This is a genomic window from Ornithinibacillus contaminans (assembly GCF_001038425.2).
Lineage (GTDB): Bacteria > Bacillota > Bacilli > Bacillales > Amphibacillaceae > Ornithinibacillus > Ornithinibacillus contaminans.
Genome location: NZ_LDPV02000030.1, coordinates 1 through 17,553, shown reverse-complemented (window position 1 = coordinate 17,553; position 17,553 = coordinate 1). Strand labels below are relative to the sequence as shown.

The 17,553-nt window shown below is 33.2% G+C and carries 17 protein-coding genes; 16 read left to right on the top strand and 1 reads right to left on the bottom strand.

The features are described from left to right. The first annotated feature begins 224 nt into the window (after positions 1 to 224). The 16 genes from hag (at position 225) to pseI (ending at position 16,017) form a co-directional block, all read left to right on the top strand. Positions 225 to 1,106, top strand: a complete 882-nt coding sequence (hag, locus tag JF53_RS06925) for a flagellin Hag (protein ID WP_047979878.1) — start codon at positions 225 to 227, stop codon at positions 1,104 to 1,106. A gap of 472 nt (positions 1,107 to 1,578) precedes the next feature. Continuing rightward, entirely contained in the window at positions 1,579 to 2,187 is a 609-nt protein-coding gene (locus JF53_RS06920; RefSeq protein WP_053071833.1) for a hypothetical protein, read from the top strand. Further along, the gene (locus JF53_RS06915; RefSeq protein ID WP_047979877.1) at positions 2,177 to 4,042 is read left to right on the top strand and encodes a motility associated factor glycosyltransferase family protein; all 1,866 of its coding nucleotides are present in this window, start codon (positions 2,177 to 2,179) and stop codon (positions 4,040 to 4,042) included. Before JF53_RS06920 ends, JF53_RS06915 begins: the two co-directional genes overlap by 11 nt. A 68-nt stretch (positions 4,043 to 4,110) precedes the next feature. Then, positions 4,111 to 5,304 (top strand): glycosyltransferase, encoded by a 1,194-nt coding sequence (locus JF53_RS06910; RefSeq protein ID WP_047979876.1) that lies wholly within the window; start codon positions 4,111 to 4,113, stop codon positions 5,302 to 5,304. Positions 5,305 to 5,531: 227 nt separating this feature from the next. Continuing rightward, on the top strand, positions 5,532 to 5,855 hold the full coding sequence (locus JF53_RS06905) for a cupin domain-containing protein (protein ID WP_047979875.1): 324 nt from the start codon (positions 5,532 to 5,534) through the stop codon (positions 5,853 to 5,855). 35 nt (positions 5,856 to 5,890) lie between these two features. Continuing rightward, on the top strand, positions 5,891 to 6,625 hold the full coding sequence (locus tag JF53_RS06900; RefSeq protein ID WP_047979874.1) for a sugar phosphate nucleotidyltransferase: 735 nt from the start codon (positions 5,891 to 5,893) through the stop codon (positions 6,623 to 6,625). A 28-nt stretch (positions 6,626 to 6,653) separates the two neighbouring features. Next, on the top strand, positions 6,654 to 7,871 hold the full coding sequence (locus JF53_RS06895) for a WavE lipopolysaccharide synthesis family protein (protein WP_047979873.1): 1,218 nt from the start codon (positions 6,654 to 6,656) through the stop codon (positions 7,869 to 7,871). Positions 7,872 to 8,070: 199 nt separating this feature from the next. After that, positions 8,071 to 8,310 (top strand): acyl carrier protein, encoded by a 240-nt coding sequence (locus tag JF53_RS06890; protein ID WP_047979872.1) that lies wholly within the window; start codon positions 8,071 to 8,073, stop codon positions 8,308 to 8,310. Positions 8,311 to 8,324: 14 nt separating this feature from the next. After that, positions 8,325 to 9,068 (top strand): SDR family NAD(P)-dependent oxidoreductase, encoded by a 744-nt coding sequence (locus tag JF53_RS06885; RefSeq protein ID WP_047979871.1) that lies wholly within the window; start codon positions 8,325 to 8,327, stop codon positions 9,066 to 9,068. Between the two features lie 32 nt (positions 9,069 to 9,100). Beyond that, positions 9,101 to 10,465: an AMP-binding protein gene (locus tag JF53_RS06880; protein ID WP_047979890.1), complete on the top strand. Its 1,365-nt coding sequence runs from the start codon at positions 9,101 to 9,103 to the stop codon at positions 10,463 to 10,465. Continuing rightward, entirely contained in the window at positions 10,462 to 11,529 is a 1,068-nt protein-coding gene (locus JF53_RS06875) for a LuxE/PaaK family acyltransferase (protein ID WP_047979870.1), read from the top strand. Before JF53_RS06880 ends, JF53_RS06875 begins: the two co-directional genes overlap by 4 nt. Then, the gene (locus tag JF53_RS06870; protein ID WP_047979869.1) at positions 11,529 to 12,728 is read left to right on the top strand and encodes an acyl-CoA reductase; all 1,200 of its coding nucleotides are present in this window, start codon (positions 11,529 to 11,531) and stop codon (positions 12,726 to 12,728) included. Before JF53_RS06875 ends, JF53_RS06870 begins: the two co-directional genes overlap by 1 nt. Then, positions 12,725 to 13,267 carry a UDP-4-amino-4,6-dideoxy-N-acetyl-beta-L-altrosamine N-acetyltransferase gene (gene pseH, locus JF53_RS06865; protein WP_236686921.1) on the top strand — a complete coding sequence of 181 codons (543 nt, stop codon included), beginning with the start codon at positions 12,725 to 12,727 and terminating at the stop codon, positions 13,265 to 13,267. Before JF53_RS06870 ends, pseH begins: the two co-directional genes overlap by 4 nt. Beyond that, positions 13,267 to 13,989, top strand: coding sequence for a cytidylyltransferase domain-containing protein (locus JF53_RS06860; RefSeq protein WP_047979868.1), 723 nt, complete (start codon positions 13,267 to 13,269; stop codon positions 13,987 to 13,989). The genes pseH and JF53_RS06860 overlap by 1 nt, the downstream gene beginning before the upstream one ends. Beyond that, positions 13,990 to 14,964: a UDP-2,4-diacetamido-2,4,6-trideoxy-beta-L-altropyranose hydrolase gene (gene pseG, locus JF53_RS06855; RefSeq protein WP_047979867.1), complete on the top strand. Its 975-nt coding sequence runs from the start codon at positions 13,990 to 13,992 to the stop codon at positions 14,962 to 14,964. 6 nt (positions 14,965 to 14,970) lie between these two features. Continuing rightward, entirely contained in the window at positions 14,971 to 16,017 is a 1,047-nt protein-coding gene (gene pseI, locus JF53_RS06850; protein ID WP_047979866.1) for a pseudaminic acid synthase, read from the top strand. A gap of 137 nt (positions 16,018 to 16,154) precedes the next feature. On the opposite strand, the gene JF53_RS06845 is transcribed toward pseI, so the two are convergent. Beyond that, positions 16,155 to 17,447 (bottom strand): IS256 family transposase, encoded by a 1,293-nt coding sequence (locus JF53_RS06845; RefSeq protein WP_053351196.1) that lies wholly within the window; start codon positions 17,445 to 17,447, stop codon positions 16,155 to 16,157. Positions 17,448 to 17,553: the final 106 nt, after the last annotated feature.

Here is a 17,553-nt window from a genome sequence, read left to right as displayed (position 1 = left end):
AAGAATAAATTTTTATTGAAAAAGATTAAACATCTTTTTATTGTGCCGATATAAATGATACATCATCGCGATGAATGAAATGTTTTGGCCGAACATTTAACAGTGTGGAGTGGAAACTCCTTAAACTATCAAACAACTAATAACTCATAGAGTTATTATACATGCGAGGCATAAGGATGTGGCTCGCTAAAATAAAAAACTACTTACATGGAGGTAAGGAAAACATGATTATCAATCACAATATTTCAGCATTAAACGCACACCGTCAAATGGGTGTAAACACTGGAAATACACAAAGTTCTTTAGAAAAACTTTCTTCAGGTCTTCGTATTAACAAAGCCGGCGATGACGCTGCCGGTCTAGCAATCTCAGAAAAAATGCGTGGACAAATCCGCGGATTAGAAATGGCTTCTAAGAATGCTCAAGATGGTATTTCTTTAATCCAAACTGCTGAAGGTGCTTTGAACGAATCTCATTCTATTCTTCAACGTATGCGTGAATTAACTGTTCAAGCTGGTAACACAGGTACTCAAGAAGCTGATGATTTACAAGCTATTCAAGATGAAATTGATCAACTTTCAGAAGAACTAGATGGAATTTCTTCTCGTACTGAATTCAACGGTAAGACATTACTTAATGGTTCGTATGCTGTATCAGGAACGAATAAAGAAGGACTTACATTCCAAATTGGAGCTAACGAAGGACAACAATTAAGTGTAAACATTGAAAGTATGGCAGCTTCTGGACTTGGTCTTGCTAGTGGTTCAGGTGCAGTAACTATGGACAAACTTAGCGTTTCTGGATTTGCCGGTGCAAGTGGTAAAGCGGCATTTGACGGCGCAATTAAATCTATTGACGAGGCAATTAAGCAAGTATCAACACAACGTTCAGCTTTAGGTGCTGTACAAAACCGCTTAGAGCATACTATTAACAATTTAGGTGCTTCTCAAGAAAATCTAACAGCTGCTGAATCTCGTATTCGTGACGTTGATATGGCGAAAGAGATGATGGAATTCACTAAGAATAACATCCTTAATCAAGCTGCTCAAAGTATGTTAGCACAAGCTAACCAGCAACCTCAAGGAGTATTACAATTACTTCGTTAAATTTTAATTTTAAAAAAGACCCTAGCAAAATTGCTAGGGTCTTTTTTAAAAGCCTATAAACATATTTTTCGTACGTAATCTTCATTGTCTGAATTCGTATACTGTAGAATAATCTATCCATCATATTAAATTTACTATAACACTATATTTTACCTTGATTTTTTAAGTAGATCATTTTGTAAATCAAGTAAATTTTATAGTTTCTATTTCTAAATTAATTGCTAACTATATCTTCGTACTATAAATAGCTAGATTTATATATTTTTGACTTTATTCTAATTTGGATATATTTTATTGATTTCTTATACATTATTATAATGATGTTTAAAGAATTAACTTAAACTGAATTTTAACATAAGAAACATACCAATCATTCCTAATTGATATAAAATTGACTAGTTGACTTGAATTAGTTCCTTATCTGCCGATATTAATGATATATGATGTAAAGTTTTATAAACAGGAGGATCTCATGCAAATAATATATAACGAAGTGGAACTTAATATAGATAATGATTATACAGCTATTAACACTATTTTCGAGAAGATAAATGATTCTATAAAGAGACAAAATGTGGTGTTTAGTCATTTAACCGTGGATGGGATAGAAGTATATGAAAATCATGAGGAGTATTTAAAAGATCGGATATATGATATTAATACGGTTGAGATAGTTCTTAGAAAAACAAAAGTAATGATTTGGGAAACCATGACTTCTGTAAATGATTATTTATTACGAGCTATTCCTGCTCTTAAAAAGTTAGCTGATGAAAGTTATGAAAAATTTACTAAAGAAACCTGGAAGGGAATTGATCAATTAGCAGACGGAATGCAATTAATACTACAGTTTGTTTCATTTACTAAGTCTTCAATACAACAACCTTTACATTGGGATGAGATTGAAAAGAGTTTCCAAGCTTGTGAAGAGAATTTTGTAAAATTAATCGAAGGTGTTGAAATCAAAGATACTGTGCTGATTTCTGACATTTTAACTTATGAAGTAACGCCCGCGTACGAGGAACTACAAAAACGATTAGCAGCATCGCTTAAAGATGAGGAGTTTTTAAGAAATGTTAATTGATAATACTTTACTACTGCGAGAACATTTTCCGCAAATTCGCAAGTATTTTTTGGAGTATGGGAAGTATTTAGATTGTAATAATTTGGAAATATTAAATTCGAAATCAGGACAAAAAACTATCCGTTATCTGATTGAAGATAATAAAGGTATAATGGTTCATAGTGCGTATGATCCAGTACATGAAGCTGAAAGAATAATAGCTGCACATAGAGATGAGATAAAAAAAGATACCCATGTCTTTTTTTATGGGATTGGTATGGGTTATCATGTTGAAAGGTTCAAGGAACTTTTTCCTAATAATAGTTATTCTTTATATGAGCCATCACCTGAAATCTTTTATAAAATGACTCAGCATAAGTTGTTAGAATCTATTATAACTAAAAAAATTGAGCACCTATATATACATTCACACATTAATGAATCAAACGAATATTTGGAAGAATTTAATACAAATAATAAAGATATACGTCTTATTGTTTTGCCTAGCTATGAAAATATTGTTAAAGATAAAATTCAACATTTTCGTACTAAGATAACGGAAGCTATAAGAGTTCGTCGTGCAGGTTTGCATACAAATGTTAGTTTTCAAAAATTATGGGTAATTAATAGTTTGCTTAACTTCAAAGAAGTTTTAGAAACTCCAAATATTCTGAGGGATATTGATCATTCGCAATTTGCTGGAAAACCTGCAATAATTGTTTCGGCAGGTCCTTCCTTAGCAGAGGATATTGAGCATATTAGATATATCAAGGAAAAAAAGTTGGCAAACATATTTTCTGTAGGTTCAGCAATTAATAGTTTAATTTCTTATGACGTATTGCCAGATGCAGTATGTACGTATGACCCAGGAAAAATGAATCATAAGGTTTTTGAACTTATGATTGAAAATAATATTGATTATATACCAATGGTATTTGGTTCGAGCGTAGGATATGAAACATTAACTAATTATCAGGGTCCGAAAGTACATTTTATTACATCTCAGGATAGATCATCAATTTACTTTTTAAGAGAACAATTGAATATAGAACAAGACATTGTAATGGATTCTCCTTCAATTGCTGTTATGACGTTCCAAATCCTAAACAAGTTAGGTGCAAATCCAATTATTTTTGCAGGACAAAATCTAGGTTATTTATATGATCGATTATATTCAGAGGGTATTGAATATGACCATATAAATTCAATAGTGGATAAAAAGAAGTTAGGGAAAGCTCTTAAGACTACTGATGTATATGGAAATGAAATTAAAACGAACATAGGGTTTAATAATATGCGTGAAAGTATAGAACAATTGACTAAGATTTTTAAAGGTACAACGTTCATTAATACTACAAAGGGTGGGGCAGAAATTGAAGGAGTTCCTTTTCAACCAATTGAAGATGTGATTAAAAATACAATAAATCAACCAATAAAAAAGAACGATTTATGGTGGAAATCACATAATTCATATAGTAAAACTGAAATGGACAATAAAATGGAAGAACTATATAAAGCCATGGATAAATATAATAATATTATCAGTAAATTTGATGCTTTATGTGATTCATTTGGTGACCATAATAAATTGCGAAACCAATTAAAGGTGGGAGAATTACTTATTCAATTCAATTCATTATATAATCAATTAAATCAAAATATATATTACAAAAATTTCTTGTCATTTTATATTAGAGTTCAGGTTCAATATGTAGCAAATGAAGTAAAACGATTAAATAGTGAGATAGATTCGGTGTATGTTATAAATGAAGTGCTGAAGTTTCTTCCGAATTTTTTACAACAATGCAAGCAAGGAAATAAAGAATTAGAACAATTTATACGCCATAGTCAGAAGAATACTGGTGCTAAGGAATAAATAGATTGAATGTGACCTTTAATGAAAATAGTATATAATACAAATTAAAACATGAATGGAGATATAGAATGGCAAGAATTATTTTATACAAAGGTCAATCTAATTATGGGTCTTTAAGATTGCATGTGGATCAATTGGGTTCAGCCTTACGAAAATCCGGACATAACGTTATAATTATTGATTTAATGGAGAAATATAGTCTAACAAATCTAAATAGGGAATTGAATAACAAGCCTGATTTTGTACTTGGTTTCAACGGTATAGGGATTGATTTAACTTCTCAGGGGAAAAGTATTTATGATATTGTAAATGTTCCATATATAGCAGCGATTGTTGACCATCCTCACTTTCACATTGAGAGACTAAGTACTAAAATGAATCAATTATATGTTACTTGTTTAGATAGAAGCCATTTAAAGTTTTTAAGGACATATTTTCCTGAAAAACACATTAAAGGTTCTATGCTTTGGATGCCTGGTGGAAATAGAATAATAAGTAATGATATAAATGTTGATTCTAAAGAAAAATATCTTGATAGGGATATTTCTATCTTATTCACTGGTACATTTAGAGGGGAACCGGAAAGAGGTTGGAAAAATTATGCACCGTCAATCAAATCTTTGTTAGACAATATTACAGACAAAGTTTTGTCATCTAATCTATTATCCTACGAAAATGCTTTAGAAACAGTATTAAATGAACTTAATATGGATTTGAGTAAAGAACAGATTAATAAGATGAATTTATTAATGCCTCTAGTAGATTCTTTTGTACATGCATATAGGCGATATACATTCTTAGAGCAATTAGCTCAACATAATCTTAATATAGATCTCTATGGAATTGGTTGGGAGAAGATGAAATCCAAATGGTCATCTTTTACATTCAATGGAGAAGGTAGCTTTTCAGATACTTTAATAAAACTAAAAAAAGCAAAGATTGTATTGAATACAAATTATAATTTTGTTGATGGTGGTCATGAGAGAGTTTTTGCTGCAATGATAAATGGTGCAGCAATAATCACTGATCCAAGTAAAGTATATATGGAGGAATTTCAGGATAAACAGGACATCTTTTTCTATGATTGGAAACAATTAGACAGCGTACCAGCTAATATAACAAATCTTCTTGAGAACCCAGACGAACTGTGGGAAGTAGCTGTCAGTGGTCAGAAAAAAGTTTTGAAATCTCACACTTGGGAGGCAAGAGCGGAACAATTAATAGATTTTGTTGAATTAAACAAAATTATTTATAGTTTGTAATATAAATATTTCTTAGAAATCATGGCATTGTAAGGAGTTCGGTTAGAAACCCTATAATAAAAAGGGTAGATTTCTATAACTATCTTATGATTGAATTGAAATGAATTCTTAAGTTGAACTATTTTAAAAACGAATGCATATGGGGGACGTTAGATATATACCAATAATTAGCTTTTTTATATGTTTTCAACAATTTTTATTTAATTCATTCCTCATAAGGAGAAAATATGAAAGTTAATCATATATCTGATATGGAAAATGGCTGGTTTATTGGTGATTTTTCTCCAACTATTTTGGAAACGACTGATTTTGAAGTAGCTGTGAAGAATCATAAAGCTGGTTATGTTGAAAAAAGTCATTATCACAAGCGTGCAACAGAAGTAATAGTTGTTGTCTCAGGAAAAATCTCAATGAATGATATTATATATACAGATGGTTCTATTATTACGCATGAGCCATTTGAAGTAAGCGATTTTTGTGCTCTAACCGATGTGACTACTGCAGTAGTTAAATTTCCAAGTCTAGTCGAAGACAAATATTATATCAAATAACGAGATGACAATATAAATATAAAGGATGAGGAAATGTGGAAACAGTTGGATTAATTCCAAGTGCAGGAAAGGGAAGTAGGTTAGGATTACCTTTTTCAAAAGAGATGTTCCCAGATGTGCATAATGAGAGTTATAGACCAATTATTATGCATACAATTGATGCTATGAAGCGATCTGGGATAGAGCATCTTATTTTTACAATTAATCCTAAGAAGAAAGAATTAATTGAATATCTAGGTAATGGGAAACAATTTGGTATGAATTTTTCGTATTGTATTCATCCGGAACCCCGTTCATTACCCGAGTCTCTTCATGAAAGTTACCACCTAATAAAGGGAAAGAGAGTTGTCTTCGCAATGCCTGATACGGTTATTAAACCAGATAGCTTTATAGATGACATGATTTATGCTCATGAACATACAAAGAATACAGCTGCCACGTTAGGCTTATTCAAAACTGATACACCTAATAAATTTGCTATGGTTGACTTTGAAGGTGAAAAAGCTACGTATGCAATAGAGAAGCCAAAGAAATCGGATTTAAAGTGGATGTGGGGTTCTATGGTTTGGGGAGAGGAATATATTGAGAGGTTTCATCAGTATGTTGAAGAAAACAAGTATAAGGAACGTGAAGGGGAGATGATGTTGACCAATTCACTCACAACCCTTATTCAAGAACGTAAAGTTACAGTAGTACCTTTTGAATACGGAGAATATAGAGATCTGGGTACTTACTCCGAAATCATTAACTGGGCCACCATTAAGCAATAATATTCCTTAAGGTAGTAAGGAGATTGAAATGAAAGGATTACTTGAAAACAAAAAAATTATAGCATGGGGGTCAGGCTTGTTTTTTCAAGAGTGCTATTTGGAATTACCATTATCTATTAGCTACATCGTTGATAACGATTCTAAAAAATGGGGAACTAGTTATAAAGGAATACCAATTTATAGTCCTGATAGACTGAAAAATGAGGATAAATCTAATACAATCATTATTATTTATTCCTTGTTTTTTCAAGAGATAAAACTACAAATAGGTACTTTAGGTGATTATGTTTCTATTTTTTACGGAGAATTATTTGAAGAACAATTTCAGGAGAAGGTAAATTTAATACAATACAACATCTCAGATAAACATATTCAGAGAAACCCAAAGTCAACTAATGCAATAGTGGTTCAAGGATTAGTAGATGAAAAGGTTACTAAAGATGTGTTGAATTATTATGCTGTTAAATATCCAAATGATTATATAATATTATCAACATGGGAAACTACACCAACCGGCGTACTAAAAGAACTTGAATTGTATGTCGACTATATCCTTTTACATCCTATTCTTCCTTGGAATGGCCAAGGAAACCGAAATGCACAAATTGCTACAACTTTCCAAGGGATACTTAAAGCAGCAGAACTTGGTGCAAAGAGTGTCTTAAAGACACGTACAGATATGGCAGTTTTAAGGGAGAATATATTCGATGCTAGTATTCTGCTGAGTGAATCCTTTGACAACAAAGTTGTTCAATCTTATGGTTTAAATAGCCGAATCATCATCCCTCAGTCTTATACAGCAAAGTACAGACTTTATCATCCATGTGATCTAGCGATGTTAGGTAATACGGAAGACTTACTTAAATATTGGAATATTCCAAATGATGATCGCTATTATGAAGTAACCAAGTTCCGTAATCTAAATAATGTTTCAATTTATGAGGCATTTGAGAAAGAAATGTTAGCTGAATCCTATATAGCTGTAAATTTTTGTAAAAACATCGGTCGTAAATTACAGGGAACTTTGAAAGATAGCTTAAATTTTTACCGAGATTTTTATATAGTTCAGGATAACAACTGGTTTGATTTACAATGGTTTAAATATAAATTTATACATCAGAGTAAAACATTATATATAGATCATTACGAATGGATAAGGTTATATAAAAAAATGCAAATTGATTTGGTAGAAGTAGATATATATAAAGATAAAATATCTTCACTCCCTTTTAATATATCTATATAATGAATTCATAAACTTCAAGATAATAATTTAATATTTCCTCTTAATGATCCTCTATTGGAAAATGCTTAAAAGTCTTAAGGGGAGAGACAAGAAAAAAAGACCCTGGTCAAAAAATAGGAGTACAGCTCTGAAAAGATTTTTATAGGGATTGAAACTATTATAAAATTGGAATAAATGGATGAAAGGAATTATTTAATTAATGAACACAAAAAAATTACGTACAGTTTTCGCAGAATCCTTAGAACTTGATTTATCCCTTGTTACAGATAACTTAACTTATAATTCTGTCCCCGAATGGGATTCAGTAGGACATATGGCATTAATTGCTGAAATTGAAGATACGTTTGACATCATGCTAGATACAGATGATGTATTAGATATTAGTTCTTTTGCTAAAACAAAGGAAATATTAACAAAATATGATATTTTCTTTGAGTAGAAAGGAATAACCATATGTTATTAGATGGAAAAATAATTTTAATAACAGGTGCTTCCCGTGGGATTGGACAGGCAACCGCTGTCCAATTAGCTAAAGAAGGGGCACGAGTTATTATTCATGGTCGCTCGAAAGAAAGTTTAACAGAAACTAAAAATCAGATTGAACATTTAACTAGTTACCAACCTTTTGAGGTTATCTATGATGTTCGTGATGAGTCTGAAATGAGATTTTCTTTTCAACAGATTAAAAAGCAATTCGGTTATTTAGATGGTATTGTAAATAATGCAGGCATTATGCATGAAGCGCTATCAGGTATGTTACCAAAAGAATCATTACAAGAAATGCTAGATGTTAATGTAATAGGGGTATTAAATCATATACAACTAGCATCAAGATTGATGTTAAAACAAAAAAAGGGATCTATAGTGAATATAAGTTCTATTATCGGTACAAATGGAGCTGAAGGCAGTGTAGGATATTCGGCCACTAAGGCTGCGGTTGTTGGAATATCACGATCAGCTGCAAAAGAATTGGGCGAACGAGGTATTCGAGTGAATGCTATAGCACCAGGATTTATCAATACAGATTTAACAAAGCATTATGAAGGATATAAAAAAGAAAAAGTTTTAAGCAAAATTACAATGAATCGATTTGGACAGGCGGAAGAAATAGCAAATGTAATAGTCTTCCTTATGTCTGATTTATCTTCTTATGTAACAGGTCAAGTCATCGGAGTGGATGGTGGCATGGTTATTTAACCATGCTTTTTCCAATGGAAAGGGTTGTATACATGTATCTTTGGGAGAATCTACAAAAAGAAAATACTGCAATAATTACACAAACAAATTCAAAAACATATACGAATTTTTTTCAGGATGTCGAAGCTGCTCAAGAAGTTTTGAGAAATGATGAAACCGATAAACAATTAATTACATTGTTATGTAAAAATAATTATGAAATAGTTGTCATGTATATAGCTGCCTTACGATCAGGTCATGCTGTTATGTTATTAAATGAGGACATAGAGAATTCCTTATTGGAAAAAATTATAAAAGAATATCAACCTAAGTGGATATTTGGAGATACTGAGATTAAAGGGTATAAATTAGAACAAGAGAAATTAAGAGCTAGAATAGACAACGTAAACTATAAAATCCATCCTGACTTAGCTGTTTTACTAAGTACATCAGGCACAACCGGCAGTCAGAAATTTGTACGATTATCTTATTCGAATATCCAATCTAATGCACAGTCGATCATTGAATATTTGGATATTACACAAGAAGATAGAGGAATTCTTAACTTGCCATTATCCTATTCTTATGGATTTTCCATTCTTAATAGTCATTTACTTGTCGGTGCGACTGTGTTATTAACAGATGAAAGCGTTATGGAAAGATCATTTTGGAAATTTGTTAGAGAATATAAAGCAACTTCATTATCAGGAGTACCGTATACGTATCAAATGCTTCGACGAGTAGGATTCCTAAATATGGATCTTCCAGATTTAACTACATTAACCCAAGCTGGTGGACATTTGGACGAAGCACTTGTAAAAATATTTGGTGAGTATGCTCTACAAAATGATAAAAGATTCTTTGTTATGTATGGACAAACTGAAGCATCGCCTCGGATGGCTTATGTTCCATCAGAGGCCATATTGGAGAAGCCAAGTTCAATTGGTATTCCAATTCCTGGTGGAAATTTTAAGATTGAATCTGAAACAAGTGAATTGATTTATACAGGTCAGAATGTGATGATGGGTTACGCTGAGTCCAAGGAAGATTTAGAAAAAGAGGATGAATGTCATGGATTATTATATACTGGGGATAAAGCAAAGGTAGATCAAGATGGTTACTACTATATTACAGGGCGTATGAAGCGTTTCGTGAAACTTTTTGGTCTACGTATTAATTTGGATGACATTGAAAGAAAACTGGAATCTATAACTAGACAAGCTGTTGCATGTATAGGAAATGATGACAGACTACTCGTTGCAGTAGAAACAGAAGATACTGTTTCTGATATAAAGGAATGTTTAGAAAAAAACTATAAACTACATAAATCAGCTTATAAAATTTATGTAGTTGAGTCAATTCCAAGATTGGCAAATGGAAAGACTGACTATCGATCTATAAAGGATGTAATACAATGACTTTTCCATATGATTTAGAAAAACGAGAAAAACAGTCAAAATTACTATATCAACTAAATCAATTAACCTCTTTTCATATAAATAATAATCATGCTTATAAAAATATGATTAATAAATCAATAGGAATAAAACAGGCAGCTACCATAGAAGAAGTCCCATATTTACCAGTTCAATTATTCAAGTTAATGGATCTTGTAACTGTTCACAAGGAAGAAGTTGTTAAAGTCCTTACTTCTAGTGGCACAACTGGCCAACAGGTGTCCAAAATTTATTTAGATAAAGAGACTTCCGCCAATCAGACTAAAGCATTGGTTGAGGTTATGAGGCCAGTATTAGGAAACACTAGGTTACCTATGATTATTTTGGATTCAAAGTCAGTGCTAAAAAACCGACGTTCTTTTAGTGCAAGAGGTGCTGGAATATTAGGTTTTGCTAACTTTGGTAGGAAGCATTTTTACGCCTTTAATGATGATATGACCGTGGACTGGGAAGGGTTAAAAGAATATGTAGTTAAAAATAAAGGCACAAGACTATTATTATTTGGGTTTACGTTTATGATATGGAAATATGTGTATAAGGAAGCTAAGGAAAAAGGTATAGATATTGAGTTTGGAGACAGTACCTTAATACATGGTGGTGGATGGAAAAAGCTACGAACTGAATCTGTTGATCGTCATATATTTAATTCCGAACTTAAGCGTGTACTAGGTATCCAGGAGGTGCATAATTACTATGGAATGGTGGAACAGGTTGGTTCTATTTTCGTAGAATGTGAAAATGGGTATCTACATACACCAAATTATGCCGATATTATAATTAGAGATCCAATCACATTAGTGCCTCTACCACATGGTGAGCAAGGTTTAATTCAGGTAGTAAGCTCCCTTCCGAAGAGTTACCCAGGTCATAGTTTACTTACAGAGGACTTGGGAACGATTCATGGAGAGGATGATTGTTTATGTGGATGGAAAGGTAAGTATTTTTCTGTATCTGGAAGGATTCCAAAAGCAGAATTAAGGGGATGCAGTGATACATTCGCTTATGATCAAGGAGGGGAAAACTAATGCACTTTTATTGGCCAAAGAATGGCACAGAGCAGTCGATCGAGGATTTACAAACAAAGTCCCCCCTTTCTCCTTTTAATACTAATGTGTTATCGTTTATTCAATCATTATCTAAGCGTTTAATACGATATAGACAGTATCCTGAAATTGTAGCACTAGGCTATTGGATGAGAAAATCACAAATTGCTGAATTGCAAGTTATATGGGAAAGAGAAAATAAGAATAAGTTTATTAAAGCTAGGGGAATAGTATTTCATATTGCCCCTTCTAATGTTGATACAATATTTATTTATTCATGGATTTTATCTTTACTAGCAGGTAATTGCAATATTATTCGAATATCTGGTAAAGTACAGCAACAAAAAAATATATTATTATCTGCTGTTTTTGAGGAATTATCTAATTCTAATAATCAGGAGATTGCAGATAGAACAATTGTATTAACCTATCCCCATCAAGATAATACTACGGAAAAATTAAGTCTGCAGTGTCATACCCGTGTTGTGTGGGGAGGAGATAATACGGTAAATACAATACGTAAAATTCCTCTGTCTCCTATGGCTAACGAACTAGTTTTCCCAGATCGTTTCGCAGTGTCAATAATAAATGCAGAAGCTGTAATTGCTTTAAGAAATCAGGAGCTTCAACAACTGGCAGAACAGTTTTATAATGACGCATTCTGGTTTGATCAAATGGCATGCTCTTCACCAAAACTAATTTTGTGGACAGGGTGTCAAGATACAGTTAAAAATTCAAAAGAAACTTTTTGGAATGCAGTTGAACAAGTGGTTAAAGATAAGAATTATGAATTCTATTCTGCCGTACAAGTTCAGAAGCTTGCTACTGGGTTATGGCTAACAGGCGAAGATGATGTAACAGAACTAGATCACCGAGTACAGTTCTCTCGGGTCTTGTTCGAAAGTATTACCCCAGATTTTCGAGAAAGACATTGTGGAGGCGGACTTTTTTACGAGCAATATCTTAAAAATACCGAGGATATCGCAAAAATAATAGTTGACAAAGATCAGACAATTTCATACTTTGGTTATTCTAGGGAAGAATTAATCTCTGTAATAAATCAGATACGAACTCGAGGAATTGATCGTATTGTACCAATTGGTAAAGCGTTGGAGTTTCAAACAGTTTGGGACGGACAAAATTTCTTAAAATCCTTCTCGAGAGAAGTTGTGCTTATATGATGAAGTGGTTAAAAATAAAGGAAGAACATTTACAGCAAATTTTAGAGTGGCGTTCTAGTAAGGACGTAACCAGATATATGTATACTGATATACCTTATGATTTGGATAATCAAAGAAAATGGCATATGTCTATTAAAGAAGATACCAATGGTTTCTATTGGGTAATTGAGTATAAAGGAGAATTAATTGGATATATCTCGATAACAGATATAAACTGGAAACATAAAAGTGGATATTGGAACTTTTATATCGGAAATAATAAATACGGTATGCTAGCAGGATTCTTGGGAGCTTATATGTACAACTTTGCATTTTCTTCATTACCATTAAATAAACTAATGGGCGAAGTTATGGCATCGAACGTAGGAGTACGAAAGATGCATTCTAAGCAAGGTGCGCGTGAGATAGGTTATTTTGAAAAACATATTCAGAAAAATGATCAATGGCACGATATATTTTTATATGAGATGACGAAGGAAAAATGGATAAGTAAAGGTAGTAAATTTCATAAATATATACCTGACGTGGAAGTGGAATAATGAAAACAATTGCAATTATACAAGCGAGAATGGGTTCATCTCGGTTACCTGGGAAAGTTTTAAAACGCGTAGGTAATTTTGACAATTTGACCTATGTAACGGAACGAAGTAAGAAAATTGAGGGCATTGCTGAGGTAATCGTAGCCACATCTACAAGGCGAAATGATGACTCTGTTGAATCATGGTGTAATGAACACAATATAATTTGTTTTCGAGGATCAGAGGATGATGTTCTCGATCGCTATGTTCAGTGTGCGAAACAGCATGATCCAGATTATGTTATTCGAATAACAGCAGATTGTCCATTTGTAGATTATGAAATGGCATCTGAAATGGTAGCTATAATGAACGAACAACAAGTAGATATTATTGATCTCACCAGTGATGTACCTAGAGGGTTGGCAGTAGAAGTCATTTCTTTTCGTGCCCTTCAGTATATTCATGAGAATGGAAGTGAAAAGCGTCATCGGGAGCACGTAACCTTTTATGCATATGAGAATAAGAATGAATTTAAAAGAGTTGCTTATCAAGTACCTTTAAATCGTTTATACCCTAAACTCAGAATTACATTAGATACAGAAGCGGATTATAACTTAATTTCTAACGTTGCCGTGCATTTTAATGATTTATACGTTTCTAGTGCAGATGTAATTCAGTATTTACTAGACCATCCTGAAATCGCTAAATTGAATGAACATATTGAACAAAAGCCGGTGATTTAAATGAATATATTAGTACGTACGGATGCCTCTACTGAAATTGGAAGTGGTCATGTGATGCGGTGTTTAACAATTGCGGACAGTTTAAAAAAAATTGGGCATCTTGTGACGTTTTGGATGAAAGTATTACCAGGGAACCTAATTAGTTTAGTAGAAGAAAAAGGATATACTGTTGTGCAAAAGGTCGAACTATCGGATATATTGATTGTTGATCATTATTGTCTAGATAGGAAATGGGAACAAGACATGCGAAAGTATACAAATAAAATAGTTGTAATTGATGATCTTGCAAATAGACAACACGATTGTGATCTTCTGCTGGATCAGAATGTCGTCTTTAATTATGAAATACGTTATGATAACTTAGTACCTAGGCATTGTAAAAAACTTCTAGGACCGAAATATTTAATTATGCGTGATGAATTTATTCTAGCCCGTTTGAATAATCAACATCATTCAGGAAGGCTGGATAATCTCCTCGTTTTTATGGGAGGCAGTGATCTAACAAATGAAACGCTTAAGGTTTTGGAAGCATTAGAAAAAACAAAAACAGAATTTAGCCAAATAAATGTTGTTGTTGGAAGTAGTAACCCAAATAAATTAAACATTAATGAGATATGTTTAGAAAAGAACTACTTCTTTCATTGTCAAATAAATTATATGGCAAGATTGATGGGTGAGGCAGATTTTTCTATTGGAGCAGGAGGATTATCAACTTGGGAAAGATGTTATGTTGGACTTCCATCTTCTAGCACGATAATTGCAGACAATCAATTAGAAACTACAATAACAGCTGAAAAATTAGGTGCTGTAATTAATTTAGGAAGGCATGAAGAGGTTACAATTAATACTTATACAGAACTATTAAATTCCTTGCCTAGACGTAAACAAGAATTACTACGAGTTAGTCAAAAAGGATTAGAAATAACTGAAAGCGAAGGACAACCTAACCTTTGGCTTCAAGAAATAGTGGGGTAGTTATTTATGATGAAAATTGGTAATAAGGAAATAGGTAATCACACAAAGCCCTTTATAATTGCAGAAATGTCGGGAAATCATAATCAGTCATTAGAACGAGCTTTACATTTAGTAGAATTAGCAGCAGATGCTGGTGTAGACGCAGTAAAACTACAAACTTATACGCCAGATACCATAACTTTAGATGTTCATACTGGAGAGTTTTTTATCTCCAATGAAAGGGATCTATGGAAAGGACAATCTTTATATCATTTATATGAAAAAGCCTACACTCCTTGGGAATGGCATAAGGAAATTTTTGAGAGATGCCAAGAGCTTGGAATGTTAGCATTCAGTTCTCCATTTGATGAGACTGCTGTTGATTTCTTAGAATCACTGAATGTACCTGCATATAAAATTGCCTCTTTTGAGAATGTGGATATTCCTTTAATTAAAAAGGTTGCAAAGACTGGAAAACCTATAATTATTTCCACTGGGATGGCAACATCTGCTGTTCTGGATGAGGCAGTTCAAGCGGTCAGATCGGAAAATAATAATAAAATCATTTTGTTGAAGTGCACCAGTAATTACCCGGCAACACCAGAAAACTCTAACATAGCTACGATTCCACATCTTAAGGATTTGTTTAATACAGAAGTTGGATTATCAGACCATACAATGGGAGTCGGAGTATCTGTTGCAGCAGTTGCTTTAGGAGCTACTGTAATTGAAAAACATTTTACAACTTCACGTGCTGAAGGTGGAGTAGACGCTGCTTTTTCATTGGAACCACATGAATTAAAATCACTTGTTTATGAAACTGAACAAGCTTGGCAAAGTATTGGTAAAATCCAATATGGACCGACTGAAGCAGAAAAAGCTTCACTAAATAGTAGGCGATCACTATATATTGGTGAAGATATGAAGGCTGGAGATATTTTTACTCAAAATAATCTTCGAAATGTACGTCCTGGATTAGGACTAGAACCTAAATATTACGATTTAATACTAGGAAAAAAGATAAAGGTAGATGCTAAAAAGGGATTACCACTTAATTGGGAAATGTTAATATAATTTGTATTAGAAAAATGATTTATGTATGAGGATTAGTCCCATGATATTTAGCTGATATTATCTGATTTTGTTCTTTTGATTTCCCAAGGCCAGAATGGTGCTGGAATGACTTTAATTATGACTCTTTTTTGAAAAAACTAATAAAAAAGCAATGGCGGGTTTGTCAAATAAAGTGTGTAAGTCCTAAAAAGCACACTCAGATATTTGAGAACCCTATCCTTTAATCGGTCATCCGTTAATAGCTGGTTCATGGCTAAAGACCAGTTTTGAATATGACCGCCTTCCCATTTGTTTTCTAATTCTTTAACTCGTAAATATAGAACTTTAAGCAGAGCGTTCTCGTTGGGGAATGCTCCTTTTTTTGTTGCTTTTCTAAAGCTAGAATGGATACTTTCCACTGCATTGGTTGTGTACATAATTTTGCGGACAGCACTGCCATATTCATATAATTGTTCAACGTGTTCAAAGTTTCGTTCCCAAACATCAATAGCACCTGGGTAGGCAGACCATTGTTGTTTGAAGGATTCAAAAGTGCTTTGACAAGCCTTTAGACTTTGAGCTCCGTAAACCTTTCTTAAAGAGGCTGTAAATGCTTTGTAGTCCTTGCTTGGAACGTACTTAATGGAATTACGGATTAAGTGTACAATGCACCGTTGTACGACTACGTCAGAAAATATTGAGCGGGCTCCTTCCTCCAGTCCTGATACGCCATCCATAGAAATAAAGAAGATATCTTCGACTCCTCTTGCTTTAATTTCATCAAAGATTTGCATCCATTTGTGCTTGCTTTCTGTTTCATTTAGCCACAGACCAAGAATGTCTTTGTTGCCCTCTATTGTATAGCCTAAAATGGTGTAAACAGCGTACTTTTTTGTCTCGTATTGATTGCGAATGGTTGTGTACATGCAGTCTACAAAGACAAAAGGATAACATTCATCTAAAGGACGACTTTGCCATTCTTCTAAATCAGGCAGCACGGTATCTGTGATATCAGAAACCATTTCATGAGACACAGAAAAGCCGTAAATGTCTTCAATGGTAGATGATATGTCTCGTTGGGACATGCCTCTCGCATACATGGAAATAACCTTGTCCTCTATTTCAGAAACATCTTTTTTACGTTTCGGGATGATCTGAGGTTCAAAAGAGCCGTCACGATCTCGTGGCACCTCGATTTCCACTTCCCCAGCACTGGTATTTAAGATTTTCTTTCCGTAACCATTTCTCCTGTTATCTGTGCTCTTTTCCCCTTTATCGTTTGAATCATAGCCAAGATGATGGTTCATTTCACCTTTTAACATGGATTCAAACATAGGGCCAAATATGTCTTTCAGTGCATTCTGCATGTCTTGTACGGACTCTGGTTGGTATTGTTCTATAATTCTATTAGCTAACTCTACTGATTTTGGATCACGCTTCGATTTCGCCATTAGAAACAACTCCCCAATTCATATATTCTTAGTTTAACAATAAAAAAATAAACTGCGAAGTAAGAGCCGTACGCTCTCTTACTTACACAGTTTATATTACACTCCC

Bases quoted from the DNA above. Each gene is read 5' to 3' on its own strand.
- JF53_RS06870 (WP_047979869.1), top strand. From the start codon at position 11,529: ATGCACTTTTATTGGCCAAAGAATGGCACAGAGCAGTCGATCGAGGAT.
- JF53_RS06895 (WP_047979873.1), top strand. From the start codon at position 6,654: ATGAAAGGATTACTTGAAAACAAAAAAATTATAGCATGGGGGTCAGGC.
- JF53_RS06860 (WP_047979868.1), top strand. From the start codon at position 13,267: ATGAAAACAATTGCAATTATACAAGCGAGAATGGGTTCATCTCGGTTA.
- JF53_RS06905 (WP_047979875.1), top strand. From the start codon at position 5,532: ATGAAAGTTAATCATATATCTGATATGGAAAATGGCTGGTTTATTGGT.
- JF53_RS06875 (WP_047979870.1), top strand. From the start codon at position 10,462: ATGACTTTTCCATATGATTTAGAAAAACGAGAAAAACAGTCAAAATTA.
- JF53_RS06880 (WP_047979890.1), top strand. From the start codon at position 9,101: ATGTATCTTTGGGAGAATCTACAAAAAGAAAATACTGCAATAATTACA.
- JF53_RS06910 (WP_047979876.1), top strand. From the start codon at position 4,111: ATGGCAAGAATTATTTTATACAAAGGTCAATCTAATTATGGGTCTTTA.
- pseG (WP_047979867.1), top strand. From the start codon at position 13,990: ATGAATATATTAGTACGTACGGATGCCTCTACTGAAATTGGAAGTGGT.
- pseH (WP_236686921.1), top strand. From the start codon at position 12,725: ATGATGAAGTGGTTAAAAATAAAGGAAGAACATTTACAGCAAATTTTA.
- hag (WP_047979878.1), top strand. From the start codon at position 225: ATGATTATCAATCACAATATTTCAGCATTAAACGCACACCGTCAAATG.
- pseI (WP_047979866.1), top strand. From the start codon at position 14,971: ATGATGAAAATTGGTAATAAGGAAATAGGTAATCACACAAAGCCCTTT.
- JF53_RS06915 (WP_047979877.1), top strand. From the start codon at position 2,177: ATGTTAATTGATAATACTTTACTACTGCGAGAACATTTTCCGCAAATT.
- JF53_RS06890 (WP_047979872.1), top strand. From the start codon at position 8,071: ATGAACACAAAAAAATTACGTACAGTTTTCGCAGAATCCTTAGAACTT.
- JF53_RS06885 (WP_047979871.1), top strand. From the start codon at position 8,325: ATGTTATTAGATGGAAAAATAATTTTAATAACAGGTGCTTCCCGTGGG.
- JF53_RS06920 (WP_053071833.1), top strand. From the start codon at position 1,579: ATGCAAATAATATATAACGAAGTGGAACTTAATATAGATAATGATTAT.
- JF53_RS06845 (WP_053351196.1), bottom strand. From the start codon at position 17,447: ATGGCGAAATCGAAGCGTGATCCAAAATCAGTAGAGTTAGCTAATAGA.